The 20,182-nt window shown below is 62.8% G+C and carries 8 protein-coding genes; 3 read left to right on the top strand and 5 right to left on the bottom strand.

The features are described from left to right. Window positions 1-78 precede the first annotated feature (78 nt). From ACMGF5_RS24360 to ACMGF5_RS24350, 3 genes are all read left to right on the top strand, one after another. Window positions 79-1,308 carry an acyl-CoA dehydrogenase gene (locus tag ACMGF5_RS24360; protein WP_115274505.1) on the top strand — a complete coding sequence of 410 codons (1,230 nt, stop codon included), beginning with the start codon at window positions 79-81 and terminating at the stop codon, window positions 1,306-1,308. Between the two features lie 148 nt (window positions 1,309-1,456). Continuing rightward, window positions 1,457-2,860, top strand: coding sequence for a PAAR domain-containing protein (locus ACMGF5_RS24355; protein ID WP_414157359.1), 1,404 nt, complete (start codon window positions 1,457-1,459; stop codon window positions 2,858-2,860). Next, complete coding sequence (locus tag ACMGF5_RS24350; RefSeq protein WP_115274507.1) at window positions 2,847-3,248, top strand: hypothetical protein; 402 nt, start codon at window positions 2,847-2,849, stop codon at window positions 3,246-3,248. The genes ACMGF5_RS24355 and ACMGF5_RS24350 overlap by 14 nt, the downstream gene beginning before the upstream one ends. A gap of 47 nt (window positions 3,249-3,295) precedes the next feature. On the opposite strand, the gene ACMGF5_RS24345 is transcribed toward ACMGF5_RS24350, so the two are convergent. The 5 genes from ACMGF5_RS24345 to ACMGF5_RS24325 form a co-directional block, all read right to left on the bottom strand. Further along, window positions 3,296-4,360 (bottom strand): TerC family protein, encoded by a 1,065-nt coding sequence (locus tag ACMGF5_RS24345; protein ID WP_119687262.1) that lies wholly within the window; start codon window positions 4,358-4,360, stop codon window positions 3,296-3,298. A 172-nt stretch (window positions 4,361-4,532) separates the two neighbouring features. Next, window positions 4,533-5,840: a substrate-binding domain-containing protein gene (locus ACMGF5_RS24340; protein ID WP_115274509.1), complete on the bottom strand. Its 1,308-nt coding sequence runs from the start codon at window positions 5,838-5,840 to the stop codon at window positions 4,533-4,535. A 98-nt stretch (window positions 5,841-5,938) separates the two neighbouring features. Further along, complete coding sequence (mrdA, locus tag ACMGF5_RS24335) at window positions 5,939-7,831, bottom strand: penicillin-binding protein 2 (protein ID WP_115274510.1); 1,893 nt, start codon at window positions 7,829-7,831, stop codon at window positions 5,939-5,941. A 271-nt stretch (window positions 7,832-8,102) separates the two neighbouring features. Further along, window positions 8,103-9,611 (bottom strand): TolC family protein, encoded by a 1,509-nt coding sequence (locus ACMGF5_RS24330; RefSeq protein WP_115274511.1) that lies wholly within the window; start codon window positions 9,609-9,611, stop codon window positions 8,103-8,105. Window positions 9,612-9,646: 35 nt separating this feature from the next. Next, on the bottom strand, window positions 9,647-20,182 hold the full coding sequence (locus ACMGF5_RS24325) for a VCBS domain-containing protein (protein ID WP_414157358.1): 10,536 nt from the start codon (window positions 20,180-20,182) through the stop codon (window positions 9,647-9,649).

Below are 20,182 nucleotides of genomic sequence, written 5' to 3'. Positions count from 1 at the left end.
ACAGAAAATAGACTAGGTGGATTGAGCTGCGCTGCTCTAGGCTCTGCCCATGTACTTCGAACCGTGAAGGTAGCCCCGATGGATTTCGCCTATTCACCCAAGGTCCAGGCTCTGCGCGAGCGCGTCACTGCGTTCATGGATGCCCATGTCTATCCCGCCGAACCGGTGTTCGAGCGCCAGGTCGCCGAGGGTGACCGCTGGCAGCCCACCGCAATCATGGAAGAACTCAAGGCCAAGGCCCGCGCAGAGGGCCTGTGGAACCTGTTCCTGCCCGAGTCGCAGTACGGTGCCGGCCTGAGCAACCTGGAATACGCGCCCCTGGCCGAGATCATGGGCCGCTCGCTGCTGGGGCCGGAGCCCTTCAACTGCTCGGCGCCGGACACCGGCAACATGGAGGTGCTGGTGCGCTATGGCAGCGAGGCGCAGAAGCGCCAGTGGCTGGAGCCTCTGCTGCGGGGCGAGATTCGCTCGGCTTTTGCCATGACCGAACCGGACGTGGCCTCCTCGGACGCCACCAACATGGCCGCCACTGCCGTGCGTGACGGTGATGAGTGGGTGATCAACGGCCGCAAGTGGTGGACCTCCGGGGCCTGCGACCCGCGCTGCAAGGTGATGATCTTCATGGGCCTGTCCAACCCTGATGGCCCGCGCCACCAGCAGCACTCGATGGTGCTGGTGCCGACCGACGCAGCGGGGGTGAAGATCGTTCGGCCGTTGCCCGTCTTCGGCTACGACGACGCACCCCATGGCCACGCCGAGGTGTTGTTCGAGAACGTGCGTGTGCCCTACGAAAACGTGATCCTTGGTGAGGGGCGCGGCTTCGAGATCGCTCAGGGGCGCCTGGGCCCAGGCCGTATTCACCACTGCATGCGTTCGGTGGGCATGGCCGAACGGGCGCTGGAGCTGATGTGCAGGCGCTCCGTCGAGCGCACCGCGTTCGGCCGGCCGCTGGCACGGCTGGGCGGCAATGTCGACAAGATCGCTGACTCACGCATGGAAATCGACATGGCGCGGCTGCTGACCCTCAAGGCGGCGTACATGATGGACACGGTCGGCAACAAGGTGGCGCGCAGTGAGATCGCCCAGATCAAGGTGGTGGCGCCGAATGTCGCATTGAAGGTGATCGACCGTGCGATTCAGCTCCATGGTGGGGCAGGGGTGAGTGGGGATTTCCCGCTGGCGTACATGTACGCGATGCAGCGTACCTTGCGCCTGGCTGATGGGCCGGATGAGGTGCACCGGGCGGCGATTGGCAAGTATGAGATCGGCAAGTATGTGCCGGTGGATATGTTGCGTAGCGGGCGGTGAGGGCCCGCTCGACGAACTTTTTCTGGGTGTCTTTGTAAGTAAGGTAAGCGGCAGATGTAGGAAGCGTCTCGTTTTCAGTTTCAGGCACTGGAAGCCCTGTTGCAGGTGTTAGGTTTCGAAACCTCACCAATGCACAGGGAACTTGCCAATGCGTTTCAACCTGGATGGGAAAGGCCAGGCGGTAGATGGGGACACCACTACCACTGGCGCTGTTTGTATCGCTACCGGGGCCAGGTCTTTGACTAATGGGCGCATGGTCCTCAGGGTGGGAGACAGCACAACACCCTGCCCCCTCTGCGGCGAGGCAGGGACCGTCGCCGAAGGTGTGTGGCATTTCATTTCCGACGGTCGTGCCGTGGCCATGGATGGCGCACGGGTCAATTGCGGCTGCCCGCCCGGTAGCAATCGGGTCGTTGCACCGCTGGGCGAGGCACCCTCAGCCAGGCAGGCATATGCCGCCAATCGCGGGCTTTCCCCCGCAGTATCGCCTGCTGCTTACTCGCAGAGCTTTTCGCAAAGTTTTGCAAATGCAATGCCCGGTTCACTGGAACCTGGTTTCTTTATCGTCCCCCGAAGCATGTCGTTCTCCCAGGTGTTGCTCAAACTGTTCGAGCATGACGCTACGTTGCCGATTTCCCGTCTGCAGCGGCTGAACCCCACGTTCGAACAAGGTTTCAAGGCCGGAGAAATCTTCGTCATCGCAGACCCGGACAATGGTGATGCCTGTACCCGCGAGGAAGCCACACTGATGGCGGCCGCTCAACAGGTGCGGCACGCGTTAGCGGCACTTGATTTTGCGGAGTCGGATTTCATGGTGCAGCACCAGGCTGAGATTGCCGGGTTGCTCAGTAGCGCGAGCCAGTCGATGGGAGGGGGCAAGGACATGCTGGACCAGGGATTGAAACAGGTAAGGAATACCCTGACCCAGATAGAGCAATTGCACCAACGCGAATTTTTGCGACATGGGCATTTGAACAGTCGAGAGTTTTTTGCGTCGCGGCGCCAGTTGTTGCAGCAGTTGGACAATCAACTGAAGGTGGCGTTTCTAAATAAACAGCTGAATCTTGGCAGTTACGAGCGGCTGAAGAAAAGCCTGAATATTTCGACGAAAAGTCTTGTTCATCATTGGTCGAAGGCGGGTGGGGCCGGGCAGATACCGGGGTATGCAACGCATCTGGACAAGGTGGCGAAGCTATCCAAGTATCTCAAGCAAGGTGGCAATGTAGCCATTGGGCTCGGTGCGACATCGTCGTACCTCAACGTGAGGGAGGTCTGCCAAGCCGGGAGCACTGAGGCGTGCAGGAAGGCCCGCTTCGTAGAGTCTGGAAAGTTTGGCGGCGGGGTAGGGGGTGGAATGGCGGCTTCGGCATTGGCGACATGGGCTGCCGGAGCAGTATGTGCTGGATTTGCCGTTGGGACCGGCGGATTAGCGGTGCCACTGTGCGGTGTTTTAGTAGTCGGAGGAAGCGGTTTTGCTGGCGGAAAGTTAGGTGAGTGGGCCGGTGAGGGTATTGGCGAATACATTTTTGAGTCTTCAGATGATGAGTTTTGATGCTTGGCCCGTAGCCGTAAAACTAACATTCTTGATTATGCCGTTTGTGATTTCTCTGGCCGGAATTGCGATGAATGCATATATCACTTTGACGCGCGACTATGATGTTGTTTGCTCTTCCATTACAAGCAATTCATATGTTGAGGCCTTAAAGGTTACTTGGGGTACTTCCAGTTTCAAGTGGCGTTTTTTATTGGTGTGTACGATCGGCAATCTGATCAACTTCCCAGGTTTTGTATTGCGTCGCGGGCAGGTGGATGCTGAGGAGCTAAAAGCATTCCCCGCCGCGCTAAAACGCCGGCTGGCCATATCTGCATGGCTGACCATCATTGGTTTCGGTTGGTTAACAGTTGCAGCGTTAGTGATGAAGTTTTCCAAAATGAATTGATCCGGCTGTCCTGAGTTTATCGAGGAAACTCAGGGGAAAGGGGAAGGTCAGACCCGCAATTGCGGGTCTTCTTCCTTCTTGGCGCTCTTGGTCTGTGCGGATGGGGGCTGTTCCCCTTGCGCTTCATCCATGACCGCTTTCTGCCCACGCGTCTTGATCAGCGACACCACCACCCCACCGAGCAACAACCCGAACGTCACGCCCAGCGACAGCAGTGCTGGCACCTTGCCCACCATGCCGTGGTAGAAGATCTTGCAGCCGATGAAAATCAGCACCAGCGCCAGTGCGTACTTGAGGTAAACGAAGCGGTGCATCAATGCCGACAAGGCAAAGTACAGTGAACGCAAACCGAGAATGGCAAAGATGTTCGAGGTGTAGACGATGAACGGATCCTGCGTGATGGCGAAGATTGCAGGCACGCTGTCGACGGCAAACACCAGGTCGGCCAGCTCGATCAGCACCAGCGCCAGGAACAGCGGTGTGGCATAGCGCAATGCCTTGCTCTCGCCTGGCGGGGTGAGGCGCACGAAGAAGTGTGAACCGTGAATCTGGTCGGTCACGCGCATGTGCCGCCTGACAAACTTGAGCACCGGGTTGTTGGCCAGGTCGGGGTGGCTGTCTTCTTTCGAAAACGCCATTTTTACCCCGGTAAACAGCAGGAATGCCCCGAAGATGTACAGCACCCATTCAAAGTTTTGCACCAGTGTTGCGCCCACGCCGATCATGATCGCACGCAGGAACACCACCCCCAGGATGCCCCAGAACAGCACCCGATGCTGGTAACGACGGGGGATGGCGAAGAAACCGAAAATCATCGCCATGACGAACACGTTGTCCATCGACAAGGACTGTTCGACCAAAAAACCGGTGTAGAACTCAAGCGCCGACTGCGCGCCCAGTTGGTACCAGACCCACGCGCCGAACAGCACGCCCACGCTGAAATAGCCCGAGTACAGCAGCAGGCTTTCGCGCATTTCGATTTCACGTTCTTTGCGGTGCAGCACGCCCAGGTCGAGTACCAGCAGGCCGATGACGATGGCCATGAACACCAGCCACAACCAGGTGCTGGTACCGAGGAATGGTGTTGTGAGAAATGTGTGTAGAGCTGTCATGAGCCCCTCCTTGATTGTCGACGTTGCATGGCAACAGTGATCCGACATGGCGGCGCGGTAGCCGTCAGAGGGGCCCGGTATCACATGGGTTTGAGCCTAGACCCATTTCCCCGTGATGCCGAATGGCGCGCTGTTACAAATTTTTGCCTGAGCCTGTGCGCGGCTGCCTGCCTCAGTACACCCAAACCTCCACCCGGCGGTTACGCAAGCGTCCCTGTTCCAGCTCGTTACCCGCAACCGGCAACTCGTCGCCCATGCCGGTCACCTCCAGCACTTCGACGCCATCGCGCGCCAGCTCACGGCGTACCGCCTGTGCTCGCAGGCGCGAGAGCAGGGCGGCACGGCCCGGTGTTGCCTTGGTGTCGCCAAAGCCGACCAGCACCGCCTTGCTGTGCAGCTTGCCGGCCTGGCGCAGGTAGTCGGCGACGCGCTGTATGTCGCGCAGCGCTTTGTTGTCGAGGCTGGCACTGCCTTCCTGGAAGCGGAAGTTGACGCTCAGGCGCTGGGCCTTCTGCGCCAAGTTGCGGTAGCGCGGCGGCATGTCGACCTGCGCCGGTACAGCCAGGGACTTGACCTGCTGTGAGACGAACCCTTGCTCGGCGACGATGGCCTGGCCGGCAGGGCTTTGGGCGAATTCTGCCAAGGCCCTGGCCTGGGGTTTGGCGTTGGCGGGCAAATAGAAGTACAGCCGGCGTGACAGGGGGTAATCCTCGCTCGCCACCAGCGGGCGGTCCGGCAGCATGGCTGGCGCATCGCCTTCGGCGATCGCCAGCACCTTGGCTCCGTGCACCGCTGCCAGGCTGCTGAACCCGATGGCCTGGCGATCTGTACGTACCCGATCGGCCAACTCATCACTGGATTCGAAACGCTGCGCCTGCTGGGCCAGTTCACTCTGGTGCGGTTCCAGCACCAGTGCCTTGAAGGTCTCGAAGGTACCGGAGCGGTCGTCGCGTGCATAGAGGTGTATCGGGCCGCCTGCCAAGCCCAGTTGCTCCCAATACTGGATGCGCCCCGAGAAGATGTGTGCCAATTGCTCGGTGGTGAGCTGTGGCAGGGGATTGTCGGGGTGGACGAACACTGCAACACCATCCAGACCGATCACTTGCTCGGCACCGGCTGCACGCAAGTCACCCAGCGCCTTGAGCTGGCGCACCTCGGCATCGTTGATGGGGCGAGACGCTGCGGCCAGGTCGGCCTCGCCACGGCCAAGCGCGATAAAGCCGGTGCTCGAGCCGTGCGCCGCGATGTCGATACGCAGAGGCTGGCCCTGGGCATCAACGGCGGTTATCACGGTCTCGTTGGCCACAGCGCCTGGCCGTTGCTCGATCGCCGTTGCCTGTTGCGCCCACAAATGCCCCTGCACCAGCGCAGGCAAGAGGGCCGCGCCGATGGTGTTGGAACCTTGCACGCGCAGGTGCACAGGCTCGGCCACGGCCGTCAGGGGGAGCAGGGGAAGCAGCAAGAGCAACAGACGGAGCATGCCGGGCGACCTTTGGCACAGAGTTGCCCGGCAGATTACGACAGTGGCGTGACCGAAATGTGACCATGGGCGTGCCAGCGCTAAGCTGTCGGGCTGCCTCAGGTGTGCGGAGCCTGCTTGAGCACTGCACCACCGGCATACTGCGGTTTCAGGTGCCCTTGGTCATCCAGCAGGTAAGCATCCATCACCTCGCGCACGACCGGCCCGGCCACCCGGCCGCCGGCCTCGCCGTTCTCGATCATCACGGCCACCACCACGCTCGGGTGCTCGGCAGGTGCAAAGCCGACGAACAGGGCGTTGTCGCGGTGGCGCTCCAGGGTCTTGTTGCGGTTGTAGCGCTCCCCCTGCTTGATCGCCACCACCTGCGCGGTGCCGCTCTTGCCGGCGATGCGGTATTGGGCGCCGGCGGCGGCGGCGCGGGCAATGCCGCGCGGGTCGTGCATGACCATCTGCATGCCCTGGCTGACCTGGTCCCAGGCATGCCGGTCGTGCAGCACGATGTCGGGCATCGGGTTCGGGTCCACCGGGGTTTCACCCCCCACGGTCATGGCCAGGTGCGGGCGGTGCCAAACGCCCTTGCTGGCCAGCAGGCTGGTGGCCTGGGCCAGTTGTAGCGGGGTGACCTGCATGTAGCCCTGGCCGATGCCCAGGATCAGCGTTTCGCCGGGGTACCAGGCCTGGCGGCGGGTGGCGCGTTTCCACTGGGCAGACGGCATCAAACCCGAAGCCTCTTCGTTCATGTCCAGCGAGACCTTATGGCCAAGGCCGAATTCGGCCATGTAGTCGTGCAGGCGGTCGATGCCGAGCTTGTGCGCCAGGTCGTAGAAGTAGGTGTCGTTGGAGCGCATGATGGCGGTGTACATGTCTACCCAGCCATCGCCGCTGCGGTTCCAGTTACGGTACTTGTGTTCGTAGTTGGGCAGCTCGTAGTACCCGGGGTCGAACACCCGGCTGCCGGGGGTGATCACGCCACTGTCGAGGCCGGCGATGGCCACTTCCGGCTTGATCGTCGACCCCGGTGCATACAGCCCACGCAGCACGCGGTTGAACAGCGGCCGGTCGATGGAATCGCGCAGGGCCGCGTACTGTTTAAAGCTGATGCCCTTGACGAACAGGTTGGGATCGAAACTGGGGTTGCTGACCATTGCCAGCACGTCGCCGTTGGCCGGGTCAAGCACCACCACCGCCCCACGGCGGTCGCCCAAGGCTTTTTCTGCAGCCACTTGCAGGTGGGCGTCGAGGCTCAGCACAATGTCTTCGCCTGGGGTAGGGGCCTGGTGCTTGAGCACGCGCATCACCCGGCCCTGGGCATTGGTCTCGACCTCCTCGTAGCCGACGTGGCCGTGCAGCTGGCTTTCGTAGAAGTGTTCGATACCGGTCTTGCCGATCGATTGGGTGCCGCGATACTCGGTGCTGTCGAGGGTCTTGGCTTCCCTTTCATTGATGCGCCCGACATAGCCGACCGAATGGGCGAAGTGCTCGGCCAGCGGGTATTCACGGATGAACTGCGGTTCTACATCCAGGCCCGGCAGGCGGAACTGGTTGACCGCTACCAGGGCGATCTGCTCCTCGGTCAGGCCAACCATCAGGGTGACCGGTTCAAACGGCTTGCGTCCACGGCGCAGGTCCTTGTCGAACTGCTTGCGGTCATCCTCGCCCAAGCTCAGGACCTGGGTCAGGGTGTCGAGCACCTTGGCCGAATCGCCGGCGCGCTCACGGGTCATGGTCAGGTCGAAACTGGGCTTGTTGTCAGCCAGCACCACACCGTTGCGGTCGTAGATCAGCCCGCGCTCGGGTGCGATGGGCAGTACGTGTACGCGGTTGTTTTCCGATACCGCGCTTTGCTGGTCGTGTTGCAGCACTTGCAGCACGTAGAGACGGCCGATCAGCACGGCGACCAGGCAGAAGACCAGGGCAGCGCAAGCCAGGAGCCGGCGGTTGACCAGGTGCTTTTCCTTTTCGTGGTCCTTGAGGGGGATCGGTTGGGGCATGGGCGGTGGTGTGTCGGTCGAACGCAAACCTGTGGGAGCCGGCCTGCCGGCGACTACGCCAGGCCAGCCAACATGGATGTAGACGAGTGCCATGCACTCGAATCGCCGGCAAGCCGGCTCCCACAAGGATGCGGGGCGGCGATGCTACGCGTGCCGGGGGCGCGCCTCAAGACAGGCGCGATGCGCGAAGCCGGGCATCCGGCGTTTCATCCCGCAACACGGGCGCTCACAGCCACTATGAAGATTTGTTCATGCGGTACCGGTGTGCCGTCTACTTGCCTGCCGCCAACAGGTTGTCCCGCGTCTGTTGCTCGACCGTTCGTTGAATCTCCTGCGCCAGGGTCTTCACGTCATGTTGCTCGATTTCCTTGGGCATGACCTGGAAGCCGATCGAGTTGTACAGCCGCCCCCAGGCAGCCTGGGCATCGGAGTAGGCAGCCTCGCGCTGATAGCGCGAAAGCAGCAGCCGGCCCTCGGCGCGGATCAGTTCCAGCTCGCTGCCCAGTGCTGCGTTGCGCGATGACTGCGCGTAGTTGAGCAGGCTCTGGTCAACGCGCAGGCTTTCGTCGGCAAACTCCACTTCCTGACGCGCCAGCTGGTAGCGCAGCAGGCCGACGCGGACCTGGGTGAGAATCGCCATGGACAGCGCTGTGCGGCGCATGTCATCGGTTTTTTCCTGGCTTTTTTCCGCCGCTGTGATGTCCGGGTACTGCAGCAGGCGCAGCAGGTTCATCGAGACGTTGATGCCGGTCTGGTTCCAGTCACTGTTGTACAGGTATTTGTTGGAGTCGTACTCGTAGCCGTAGTTGAAACTCACGTTTGGCCACAGCTGTGCCTTGGCGATCTTCAGATCGTTCATGCTGACGCGTTTGCGATACCACTCCTCCATGATTTCCGGGCGGCGCTCCAGGGACAGACGCTCCAGCTGTTCGACGTTGCTGGTCAGCAGTGGCAGCGGCTGCTCGGTGACGTCGGCCAGCACCATGCGGGTGTTGGGTGGCAGCGACATCAGCGCGGCAAGCTCGGCGCGGGCGAACTCAAGGTCCTGGCGGCGCACGGTGAGCATGTACACCGAATCGAGCAGGGCGCGCTGGTAGGCCAGGATGTCCTGGCGCGGCAGCAGGCCTTTGCCTTCGGCTTCGCGGGCTGAGGTCAGGGCGCGGTGAGTGCGCATCAGCAGGCCGTCCACCTCGGGCAGCAGACGCTGTGCGCCGAGGGCGCGCCAGTAGGCGTTGCGCACATCCTGCAGCACGTTCTGCGCGACCTTTTCACGGCGCTCCTCGGCCATCAGCATCTGGTCGTTCTTCTGCTGCGTGCGGAAGTAGGCGACCCCGAAGTCCAGCAGGCTCCACGACAGCCCAAGGCTGTAAAGGGTGCGGTAACGTTCTTCGGAGGTGGACGGACGCAAGCTGACCTGGCGGTCCTCGATGCCGATCGATGTGCCACCGGAATCATTGTTGCGCCCGGCGTAGCCGGCGGAGGCTACCAGACGCGGCAGCATCTCGTGGCTGGAGACATCGCGCAGGTCCGATGCCAGCGCGCTTTCCAGCAGTTTCAGGCGGTAGTCGAGGTTGTACTTGAGGGCGCGCGCCGAGGCCTCGTAGAAGGTGATTGGTCCATTGACTGGCTCCTGCTCCTTGTACATGCGGGCCTGGTCTTCGATCACCCGCTGGCGCATCTGGTCCTCGGTGTAGGGCTTGGGTTCGAAGGCCGAGCAGGCGCTGAGCAGAACGCTGAATGCAGTGAAAGTGCTCAGGGCTTTAAAGTTCGATACGGGCATAGGCTGTCCTTGGTCCATCCGTGTATGTATCGGCGTCAGGGGGCAACGCTGCCGCGACGCTGCGCGGCTTCTCGCAATTGCGCACGAAAGCCCTGCGCTGGCTGTGAGCTTTTATCCGGTTGCGCCACCATGTCGGCTTCCACCGTTGCCCATACCGAAGGGTCGGGCAAAAGGCCGTCTGCGGTGAGGCTGATGACGCCGTGGCGGCCGTCGATCCAGTTCTGGTCCTCGGCGCTGGCGCGCCGGCTTTGTGCGACGGCGCTGGCAACGAATTGCCCGTTGACCTGGCCCAGCTGGCTGCCTATCGACTGGCTTTCGATTTCTGGCGTGGCGAACAGGCCCACATCACTGCCATCGGAGCTCCAGGCGGACAGGGTCAGGCTTTCGTTGATCCGTTCTACCACCGGTGCAACGAAGATCGCCGGGTTGACATCCGGCAGCGGCAGGCCTGTCAGGCTGTCCCTGCCGTCACGGTCCTGATGGGGGCCTGCGGGGATGAATGGGCTGGCAATATCCAGCGTGATGACCAGTTCAGCCTGGTCGGTGGCTCCCGCCAAGTCGCTGAGGGTGTAGGTGAAGTAGTCCTTGAGTACTTGCCCAAGGCCCGCAGCCGCCAGCACGTCGGGATTACTCAGGTCGATGGTGTAGGTGTAGCTGCCGTCGGCATTGAGCACCAGGGTGCCGTACTGGCCGGCGATGGGGCGGCCGATGACGCCGGCCGCACCGGCGCCGGACTCTTGCCCGGCACGGATGCCGGTCACGGTCAGCCCGTCGCCGGCATCCACATCGCTGTCATTGGGCAGCACGTTGCCGCTGGTGTGCGGTGCCGGTACCTGGTCGCTGGCCGCATTGGCATCGTCGCGGGCCACCGGGTTGTCGTTGGCGCCCTGCACAGTCACGCTCAAGCGCGCGTCCGAGGTCACACCGGCGGTATCGCGCATGCGGTAGGTGAACACTTCCCGCAGCGACTGGCCTGCGCTGCGCATGGCCTGCACGGTCGGGTTGCTGTTGTCGACTACGTACCGGTAGCTGCCGTCTGCATTGATCAGGAGTGTGCCGTACAGGCCCTGCAGCACCTGGCCGGCGACTGCGGTGTTGCCGTTTTCGCCGGTGTACTGCACCACTGTCTTCGTCTCGCCGTACTGCGTGCCGTCGACATCGGTATCGTTGTCCAGCACATTGCCATTGGGATCGACGCCCGCCGTCCCGTTGTTCACGCCGCCAGCTTCCACCGCGTTGGCGGTATCATCATTGGCCGCAGGGTAGTCGTTGCGCCCGTCGATGGTGATGGTCAGCAGGCCGTTGGTGGTACCGCCCCAGACATCTGCCAGCAAGTAGGTGAAATTGTCCACCACGGTCTGGCCGCTGACGCGCAGTGCTTGCACTGCCTGCAGGCTGTTGTCCAGAACGTAGCTCCAACTGCCGTCACCATTCAATGTAAGGTCGCCATACTGGCCGCGCAGGGTTTGCCCGACCAGGCTGGCGTTGTCTGGCAGCGGGCCGTCACCAGTCCAGAACGCCAGCACTTCGAGGACTTCCGGGAACAGGATGTTGACGGCGTCCGGGTCGCTGTCGTTGTCCATCACGTTGCCGCTGGGGTCGCTGCCCGGGATATTGTTGTCCATGCCGCCGGCCTCGACCGCCTGGCCCTGGTCGGGGCCGGCAACGGGCGGCTGGTTCTCGCCGCGGATGAGAATGGTCAGCGTCGCGGTGTCGCTCAGCCCCCCAGCGTCGGTAACCTGATAGGTGTAGCGCTGGATGACAAAGCCCAGCGCGCCGAGGGCAATGATGTCGGGATCGTTGGAGTTGACCACGAAGCGGTAGCTGCCATCGGCGTTGAGGGTCAGGGTGCCGTAGCGTGTGGTGACGGTCGCGCTGTCGACCAGTGGGTCGAGGCCAGGGTTGCTGCTTTCGGCGCCCACGCCCACGGCGGTGACCGCCTTGGTATCGTTGGCATCCACGTCGGTGTCGTTGTTCAGCACATTGCCGGTGGGGTTGCGCCCACCCGTGCCATCGTCGTCCACCGCTACCGCGTAGGCGAGGTCGTCGCGGGCCACCGGGGTATCGTAACGGCCTTCGACAGTGATGTTGATCTGCGCCTGGGCGCTGGCACCGGCAGTGTCATGCATGCGGTAAACGAAGGTTTCGCGCAGTTGCTCACCGGCCTTGAGTGCTTGCACGGCAGCCAGGCTGTCATTGACGGTGTAAATGTAGTTGCCATTGGCATCGATGCTCAGCGTGCCATAGGCGCCGGCCACCACGGTCGTGCCGGCGTTGACCTGGATGAACGTACCGCCGGCTGCAATGGTGCCCAGGTAAATGCCATCGACCTTCTTGCTGTCGCCTGCGTCCACATCGCTGTCGTTGCCAAGGGCGTTGCCGCTGCCTGGTTGTCCTGGTGTAGCGTTGTTGCTACCACCGGCTTCGATGGCAATGGCGTTGTCGTTGGCCGCGATCGGGGTGTCGTTGCGGCCATGGATGACCACGGTGAAGGTGGCCGTGACGACCTTGCCGTTGCCATCGCTGACGCTGTACTGGAAGACCTCGGTCAGCCTGTCAGCGTCACTGCGCAGCGCCTGCACCGCGCTGTTGCCGTTGTCCACCACATAGCGGTAGTTGCCTTGGGCATCGAGCACCAGGCTGCCATAGTTGCCGGCCAGGGCCTGCCCAGGCGCGCCGTTGATGCCATTCGGGCTGATTACGCCGCTGATGGTCAGGGCGTCGCCGTCCGGGTCGTTGTACGCTGCACGGATGCTGCCGCTCGGGTCCAGGCCGGGACTTGCATTGTTCAGCCCGCCTGCCTCGATCGCATCGACGCTGACCGGGCTGACCACGGGAGGGTCGTTGACCCCGGTTACCGTGATCACCAACTGCGCCTGGTCGGTAAGCCCGCCACTGTCCTGGACCTGATAGGTGAAGATCACATTCAGGCTTTGCCCGGCGGCCAGTGCGCGGATGGTGGGGTCAGCGCTGTTGACCACGAAGCTGTAGGTGCCGTCATCGTTGAGTGTGAGCTGGCCGAAGTTGCCGCTGATCAGGCTATTGTCGGCCAAACGGGCTACCGTGCCGGTGATGGCGGCGGGAGCGCCGCTGGCCACCGGAGCGAGCGCGCCACCTGCGCTTTCCAGCCCGCTGCGCACACCGTCGACCTTGAGTTGGGTGGCGGGTGGCTGGTCCAGATTGTCAACGTCGGTATCGGCACCCACGCCACCAGTGCCGGTGATCACGTTGCCGGTGGCATTGACCGGCGCCGGGCTGTTGTCGCTGGCCCCTGCACTGGCACTGCCCCTATCGTCCACGGCCACCGGGGCATCGTTGGCGCCCTGGACGGTGATCACCAGCACGCTTATGGAACTCAAGCCACCGGCATCGGCCATCTGGTAGGTGAACTGCTCGACCAGTGTCTGGCCGGGGGAGAGCGCCTGCACGGCGGCGTTGCCGTTGTCGATGACATACCGATAGCTGCCGTCGGCGTTGATGGTCAAGGTGCCGAAGGTCGCCGGCACACTGGCGGACTGGCCGCTGGCAACCGGGATGATCCGACCGCCGCCCGGGCCGTCGTAGCGTACTGCGCTGAGCTGTTTGGTCTCGCCCAGCGCCACGGCATCCACGTCAGTGTCATTGTCCAGCACATTGCCGGTGGCGTCTTGCCCGGGCGTGCCGTTGTTGGTACCGCCGGCCTCGAGGGCGGCGGCGGCATCGCCCTGTGCCACGGGAGTGTCGTTGGCGCCATGAATATCGATTTGCAGCACCGCGCTGCTGGTCAGGCCGCCGCTGTCGACGATGTCATAATTGAAAGATTCGCTGATGAAGTTGCCCGCCGTGCGCAGCGCCTGCACCGCAGGATTGTCGTTGTCGACGATGTACTGGAAACCGCCGCCGGCAGTAATCGACAAGGTGCCATACAACCCCTGCAAGGTGGTGACCCCGTTGGCCGCTACTGCCACGCCACCGGGTGTGGTGGTGCTGGCGATACGGGTTACGGTGAGCACGTCGTTGTTGGTCTGGATATCGACGTCGGTATCATTGCTCAGCACATTGCCGGTCGGGTTCACGCCCGGGTCGGCATTGTTCAGGCCACCGGCCTCCACGGCCGTGGCCAGGTCGGCGTTGGCGATCGGTGCATCGTTGACCGGGTCGATGACGATATTCATCACGTCCGTGTCGGTCAGCGCATCGGCGGGGTTCTGCCCAGGGATGCCATCACCGTTTAGCGGTGCATCGCCGAAGTTGCCCTGGTCATTGGTGACCATGGTCAGGGTTTCGCGGTCGCGGAAGGTATTGAAATCCTGGTCGCCTTTGTAATAGAGCTGGCTCAACAGTACGTTCAGTTCGGCCAGAGTGCCGCTGAGCACCAGGCTGCGGCCCGCGCCGGCCGGGGGAGTGGCAGTGGCTGCAGGCGGTGTGGCGGCCTGCCAGATGACCCCATGCACTACCGTCAGGGTGATGGTCATGACGCCATCGGCAGTGCCTGCGTTCACATCCACGTCACTGGTGGCCAGGCCGCCGATATGCAACACCGTGTCTTCCTGGCCGCGCTGATCGGAGACGGTGTTGATCGGCGCCTCGTTCACATGCACATAGCCTGCATCGGCCGTGCCTGTCGAACCTTCAGCGAGGGTGAGAGCTACGCTGCCCAGGCCGACTGCTGCGGCGCCGCTGTCGGTATCGATGCGCACATGGAAGTTGTTGTTGGCACTGGCCTGATGGTCCTGTGCCACGGCGATGAGGTAGCTGCCCGAAGGCAGCAGCGCAAACTGATAGAGGCCGCCACTGGCGGTCACGGTGTTGAAGGTACGGTCATCGGCACTGCCGAACACGCCATCCTCGCCGGCCCAGGTCAGGCTGACGCCGATGCCGTCCAGGCCAGGGCCGTCAGGGGTGACGTTATCCGTGGCGCTGCGGGTGTCGTCCCATAGTGTGCCTTGGACCACGCCCATGCCGGCACCTTCGCTGAGTATGTAGTTATTCAGCCCTGTGGCGCCGTCTTGCCCGGTACGCTCGCCGGTAGCACCACCAGCTGTTGCTGGGAGCGAGCCACCCCAGCCGGTGGTTTCGAAGTCGGTGGGCAGGCTGGTCCAGGTCAGTACGGCGGCACTGGCGGCGTTGTCGGCGATGGTGACGTTGGGCAGGGTGACGGTATAGATCACCTGGACCGAGTCGTTGGGCGCGAGCCGGGCGAAGTCCACGGCGATTGCCGTGCCATCGCTGAAGGTCACCCCACTGGGCAGGTTGCCAAGGTCCAGTGCCACGCCGTTGAGGAGGATGCTCTGCACCTGGTAGTTGCTGCCACTGGGGAACTGGTCGGCCAGGTGGGTGTTATAGGCCGGCGCACCGCCGTTCTGGGTGAAGCTCACCGATACTGTGGCATCGGTGGTGCCGCTGCCTGGGGACACGTCTATGACCGATTTGTCCAGGTTGCTGAAGCTGGGCTCCACGATGCGCTCGAATACGGTATCGCTCTGGCCACGGTCCACACCGCCGTTTTCACCCACGTGTTCGAACACGGTCATGCCCAGCTGGCTGCTGGCCTGGTTGCCCGCTACGTTGCTGACCCGCACGTTGAACTCGAGGATCACGCCCTCGATGTCGCTGTCGTTGGCCTCGGTATTGGTCAGGTTGCCGAGGTTGAAGGTGATGGTCTGGCTGCCGTCGGCGTTGGTGGTGATCACCAGCCGCCCATTGTTGCCGTCGAAAGTGCCGGACGGTGTCGTGCCGCTGAGGTCTGCCTGAATCGGCAGAGCCACATCGCTGTCCTGGTTGCCGGTCATGTACAACGTACCGCCGCTGAGGAGGTCGGTCGCGTCCGTGGTAAGGCCGCCCAGTTGGCTCGATACCATGGCAATCAGGATATTGTTGAGGTCGGCGGGTATGAACTCAAGGCCCGCGGCCAGTTCGATGCGGATCTGGTAATCGGGGTTGTCGCCGGTGGGCACCAGCACCGCCACGCGGTAACGGACGATTTCACCGACCACCACGGTTTCCAGCAAACCACTGGTGTCGGTAGCGCCGCTGCTGTTGGTGGGTGGTGGCGTGTCGGCCACACCGCCTACGCGAGATACCTGAATGCCATTGGTGACCGGGATCAGCAGGGCACTCAACACGCGGTAATCGTTGAGTGCGCCTGAATTGAGCCGGCCGTCGTCACCGCTGCGTTCGCCATTGACGGTGTCGGTGGTGTTACTGGTGCCGTCCAGGCTGCTCCAGCGCACTTCGACATTGTTGGGGATTGCTGCTTCGCCTGCGGCAGTGGCGTTGACCACGCCGGACAGGGTAATGACGATGCTGCCGCCGTTGGCAATGTCGATGTTGGCACCACTGGCGGTCACCAGTTGGCCGTTGAGAATGACGAAATCGACGCCGCCGTTGTTGCTGGCCCCGCCGTTGTACTGAATCGTGCCGCTGATCACCAGGTTGTCGATCTCGGTCGGCAGCACGTCCAGCAGGCTGATGTCGAACGCATCGGTGCCTGAGTTGTTCGCCACGGTGATGGTGAAGGTGACGGTATCGCCTTCGTCGAATCCGCCGAAGGTCGGGGTCGAGGTTACCTGCTGGGTGACGCTCAGGGTGGGTTCGACGATGGCCACGCCAGGTTGCTGGGCACTGCTGATGCTGCGATCCACCGCAGTGGCGCCATTGGGCGTGTCGCCGTCAGGGTCGCTGTAGACCAGCTGCGCGCTGTTGTTGAGTGTGGTGCCTTGCTGGTTGCCGGCCACGTTGCTGGCCACCAGCACCAGGCGGATGACGAAACTGTTGTTGCCAATGATGTTGTCGGCTGTGCTCCCTGCGCTGCCGAACACCAGCAGCAGGTCGGCGCCGTCGCTGCCGTCCAGGGTCACCGGGTTGACGTTGAGCACGCCGTTGAAGTTGGCCGTCAAGGCCGCGCTGCCTGCCGTGGTAGTGATGATTTCGTAGCCCAGGTTGCCATTGAAGCGCGGATCCAGGCGCAGCCCAGGGGGGATCAGGTCATTGATGCGCAGGCTGCCCGTCGCTCCCTCCGGCAAGGTGACCACGATGTCGTAGGTGATGCTTTCGCCGATCACCAGGTTGCTGCCGGTGGTGTGCGTGGCGCTGGAGTCATCTTCGCTGAGGGTGCCGTCCTTGTAGGTGTTGCTGATGGCCGGGGCGGCAACCTGCTGGCTGGCGACTTCGACCAGGTCGGTCGGTGTGAAGTCCTGGCCGCCGTCGACGCTGGCGTAGTTGGTCAGTGCCGCAGTGCTCTGCAGGGTACTGGAGGCGAGGATGGCATTGGCCACGGTCACGTCATAGGTGATGACCACCACGTTGCTGCCGGAAAGGTCGGCGGCGGTGCCGGCGCGGCCGGCCAGCAAGGTGGCCTGACCGTTGGCGTCTAGGAACGTGATGGTGTTGCCGTTGACGCTGTAGTCGGTGCCCTGCACCAGCAGGGTGCCGTCACCGCGGTAGATCTGCAGGTTCGCCGCACCCAGGCTGCCGCCGGCAAATGACAGGCCGGCGGGCAGCGTGATGCTGGTGCTGACGTCGTAAGCGCCGCCGCCGCCGCTGTTCTTCAGGGCAGTGGCCAGCCGAAGGGTGTCAGCGCCATCGATACCGCTCACATTGCCGTCCACTGCTGCCAGGCTGGTGACGCTGCCGCTGAACGGCACGCCACTGGTGCCGGGGGCTGCCCAGCTGCCGGTGGTGCCGGTGACTGTGCCGTTACTGCTGGCGACCACGCCGTGCTTGATGTCCAGCACCGGTTCGGCGACCGACGCGATCACCGCCACATCCGACGACGTGAGCACGGTCTTGTCGACGGTGGTGGTCTGGCTCGATTGCGCCAGCACGTCCAGTGCACGCTGGTCGGCATAGGGCTGATCGCCCACGACCATGGTGAAACGCACTTGCACCGTGCCGCCGTCTAGCCCCCCGGACACGTAGTTGCCGAAGTCGAAGACGATCGCGTTGCCGGGGCCGGTGGTGACGCTGTCTGGCACGTCGAGAATGGTATTACCGCTGCCGAACGTCCATTGGCCAACGCCTGTGCCAAAGCTCCAGCTGATGCCGGCCGCGTTGAGCAGGGGCAAGGGCAGGTAGGCCGTGAGCTTGAAGTTCTCGTAGTCGGCTACCAGCAGGTCGTAGTTGATGGTGAAGGTCACCACGTCCCCCGGGCGCAGTTCGCCGTTGCTCGGTGGGTTGCCGCCGTTGACCTGGGTAAGCTCGATATCGACGGTGGAGGACTGGATGGTGCTGGTGGTGGCGGAACCGTCGGTCTGAGTGCCCCCGATGTTGACCGCATCACGCAGCACGGTGGCATCCACTGTGGCGTTGTTGCCGACGCTGTCGCCTTCGTTGAGCTGGTCGTGGGGCGGGTGGTCGGTGGTGTAGGTGGCGTCGATCAGGGCGTCGTAGACGATGCTCAGGCGCGTGGCGCCCTCCTGCACAGTGTCGTCGTAGAGGTCGCCGAACAGCGCCGCAACGCCAGGACCGGCTACCGCTTGGCGAATGGATTCGGCAATGTCGAAGACCAGCGTGGTGCTGCCGTCGGCATTCACTGTCTGGGTGTAGATCAGGGTAATGCTCTGTGTGCCGCCATGCTGCTGGATGACCAGGGTCGGAGGGTTGCTTGGGTCGAAGGTCTGGCCATCGCTGAGCAGGTCGGTCAGGGTGAACTGGCCTTGTTCGAGGATGTTCTCACCGAAGGCAAAGAAGTCGGAAATCGCCACGCCCAGGGTGTAGCGCAAGGTATCGCCGGGCGTGAGGCCAGTGGTGCCGACGTCGTTCTGCAGGTTGACCTGCTTGAGCAGGGTTATCGACTTGGCGACGAACGTCGCGCCTTGACCGTTGCCGGTTTCGTTGAATGGGTAGCCTTGCGGGTCAGTGGGGCGGTCGCGCGGGTCCAGTGGGTTCCAGTCACCCGTCACGCTAGCGGTGCCGAAGTTGATCGTTACCGGGTTACCGGTGGCCGGGTCGATCACGGGCCGGCCGTTGGCGTCGATTTCCGGTACATAGAAACTGACTTGCGTGGTGCTGGCGGCGCTGAGGGTGTCGTAGTGGATGTCATAGCTGGCCACGAAAGCATTGGGGTTCGCCAGTGCCAGAGCGATGAGTGCCGGGTTGGTGAGTACGGTACCGTCATGCAAGGTGATCGACGTCAGGGTGCCGCCCGGCCCTGGCGTGATGGCGCTGACGTGTACCTGGTCGGGCACGGTCTGGGTGATGGTGACATTGCTCAGCGTCTGCCCGGGGGCCGGGGTGACGGTGACGGTCTGGGTGCGGGTGAAGTTGGGCCCGGTGACCGTTTCGCCCTCCGGCATGTTCAACGTCTGCGAGACTTTCAGCAGGGTGGGCGTGACGATGAAACTGTGCAGCGCGCTCTCCACCAGGCTTGGGTCTTGCACAGGGTTGTTCAGCGAATCGTTACCGTATTCGAAGCCCGCACGGGTATTGATGGTGAGGTTTGGCGTGCCGTCGGAATAACTGGTGTCGGCCAGGTTGCTCAGTTGCGCGGTAATCTGGATGTCGATGCTGGGCTGGCCGTTGGTAACGCTGGCGTAAGGCAACTGCAGCACCACCATCTGGTCACCGGGCTTCATGCCCACGCTGGCTGCGTTGATTACCAGTGCGTTGCCGCTGGCATCTTTGGCAAGAGGATGGGTGGCATTGCCGTTGGCATCGAAAGTGATCACGAAGCTGTTCACCGCCTGGCCCAAGTAGGTGGCGGAGACAAAAGTGGCACCATCATCGCCGTCGCGGCCGGTGGCAGGCAGGAATACGTCGATGAATGGGGCGTAGCCTTCCTGGGTCGAGGGGTTGTTGAAGCTTACGGTGAAGGTGAATTGTTCGCCCAACTGCACCTCGGCCCCACCGCTATTCAGGCTGGCTGTAGGGCTGGCATCGGCCAGCAGGCCCTGGAAGCTGTCGAGGGTGGTAGCTGCCAGAGCGATGGCTTTGTCGACATCGCCATTGCTGACCTCAAGGCGCCAGTCGCCGCCGGCCAACGAATTGCCGGTTGCATTGCTCGATGCGCCAACGTCGGCACCCGTCCAGCGTGCCAGTTCGTTGACCAGAGCCTGGCCAGCGCTGCCGCTACCCACATCACACCCATACAGCTGAATATCTGCACCGGCGTTCAACTCACTGCTCCAGGCACTCAGGCGGTCACCCAACTGTTCGACCGTCTGGCTGGTGAACACCTGGTTGCCGAGGGTGAACTGGCCTGAAGCGCCATGGGAGAACACCTGAATGGCGTCGACCTTGCCCAGTTGCGCCAAGGCATTGCTGATGGCAGCGATGGCATCCTGGCCAGGGTCCACCACCAGCGCAGTGGTGCCGGCCGGCAGGTTGGCAGCCAATTGGTCGCGGTTTTCCACGCGCGCATCGATCACTACCAGGTTGCGTGGCGTGGTTGCTGCAGTTGTGGTCTGCGCTTCGCTGGCGGTAGGCGCAGGGTGGCTAGTGTCCTTGCTCTCGGCAGCACTGGCATCGCTGTGGTGCTGTTGATCGACAGCGGTGGCTGCAGCGCCATCGAAGAGAATGCGTTGCTCAAGGGCAACGGTGTGCGACCGAGGGCGCGAGGCAGTGGCAAAGCCGGCTCTGCTCTTGATGTCCAT

Source organism: Pseudomonas sp. BNK-15 (assembly GCF_047456105.1).
In the GTDB taxonomy this organism is placed as follows: Bacteria; Pseudomonadota; Gammaproteobacteria; order Pseudomonadales; family Pseudomonadaceae; genus Aquipseudomonas; species Aquipseudomonas putida_E.
Note: the sequence above shows the minus strand (reverse complement) of the source record. Positions and strands in the feature narration are given on the sequence as shown.

Excerpts from the sequence above, each read along its gene's own strand:
- ACMGF5_RS24360 (WP_115274505.1), top strand. The coding sequence starts at position 79 with ATGGATTTCGCCTATTCACCCAAGGTCCAGGCTCTGCGCGAGCGCGTC.
- ACMGF5_RS24355 (WP_414157359.1), top strand. The coding sequence starts at position 1,457 with ATGCGTTTCAACCTGGATGGGAAAGGCCAGGCGGTAGATGGGGACACC.
- ACMGF5_RS24350 (WP_115274507.1), top strand. The coding sequence starts at position 2,847 with ATGATGAGTTTTGATGCTTGGCCCGTAGCCGTAAAACTAACATTCTTG.
- ACMGF5_RS24345 (WP_119687262.1), bottom strand. The coding sequence starts at position 4,360 with ATGACAGCTCTACACACATTTCTCACAACACCATTCCTCGGTACCAGC.
- ACMGF5_RS24340 (WP_115274509.1), bottom strand. The coding sequence starts at position 5,840 with ATGCTCCGTCTGTTGCTCTTGCTGCTTCCCCTGCTCCCCCTGACGGCC.
- mrdA (WP_115274510.1), bottom strand. The coding sequence starts at position 7,831 with ATGCCCCAACCGATCCCCCTCAAGGACCACGAAAAGGAAAAGCACCTG.
- ACMGF5_RS24330 (WP_115274511.1), bottom strand. The coding sequence starts at position 9,611 with ATGCCCGTATCGAACTTTAAAGCCCTGAGCACTTTCACTGCATTCAGC.
- ACMGF5_RS24325 (WP_414157358.1), bottom strand. The coding sequence starts at position 20,182 with ATGGACATCAAGAGCAGAGCCGGCTTTGCCACTGCCTCGCGCCCTCGG.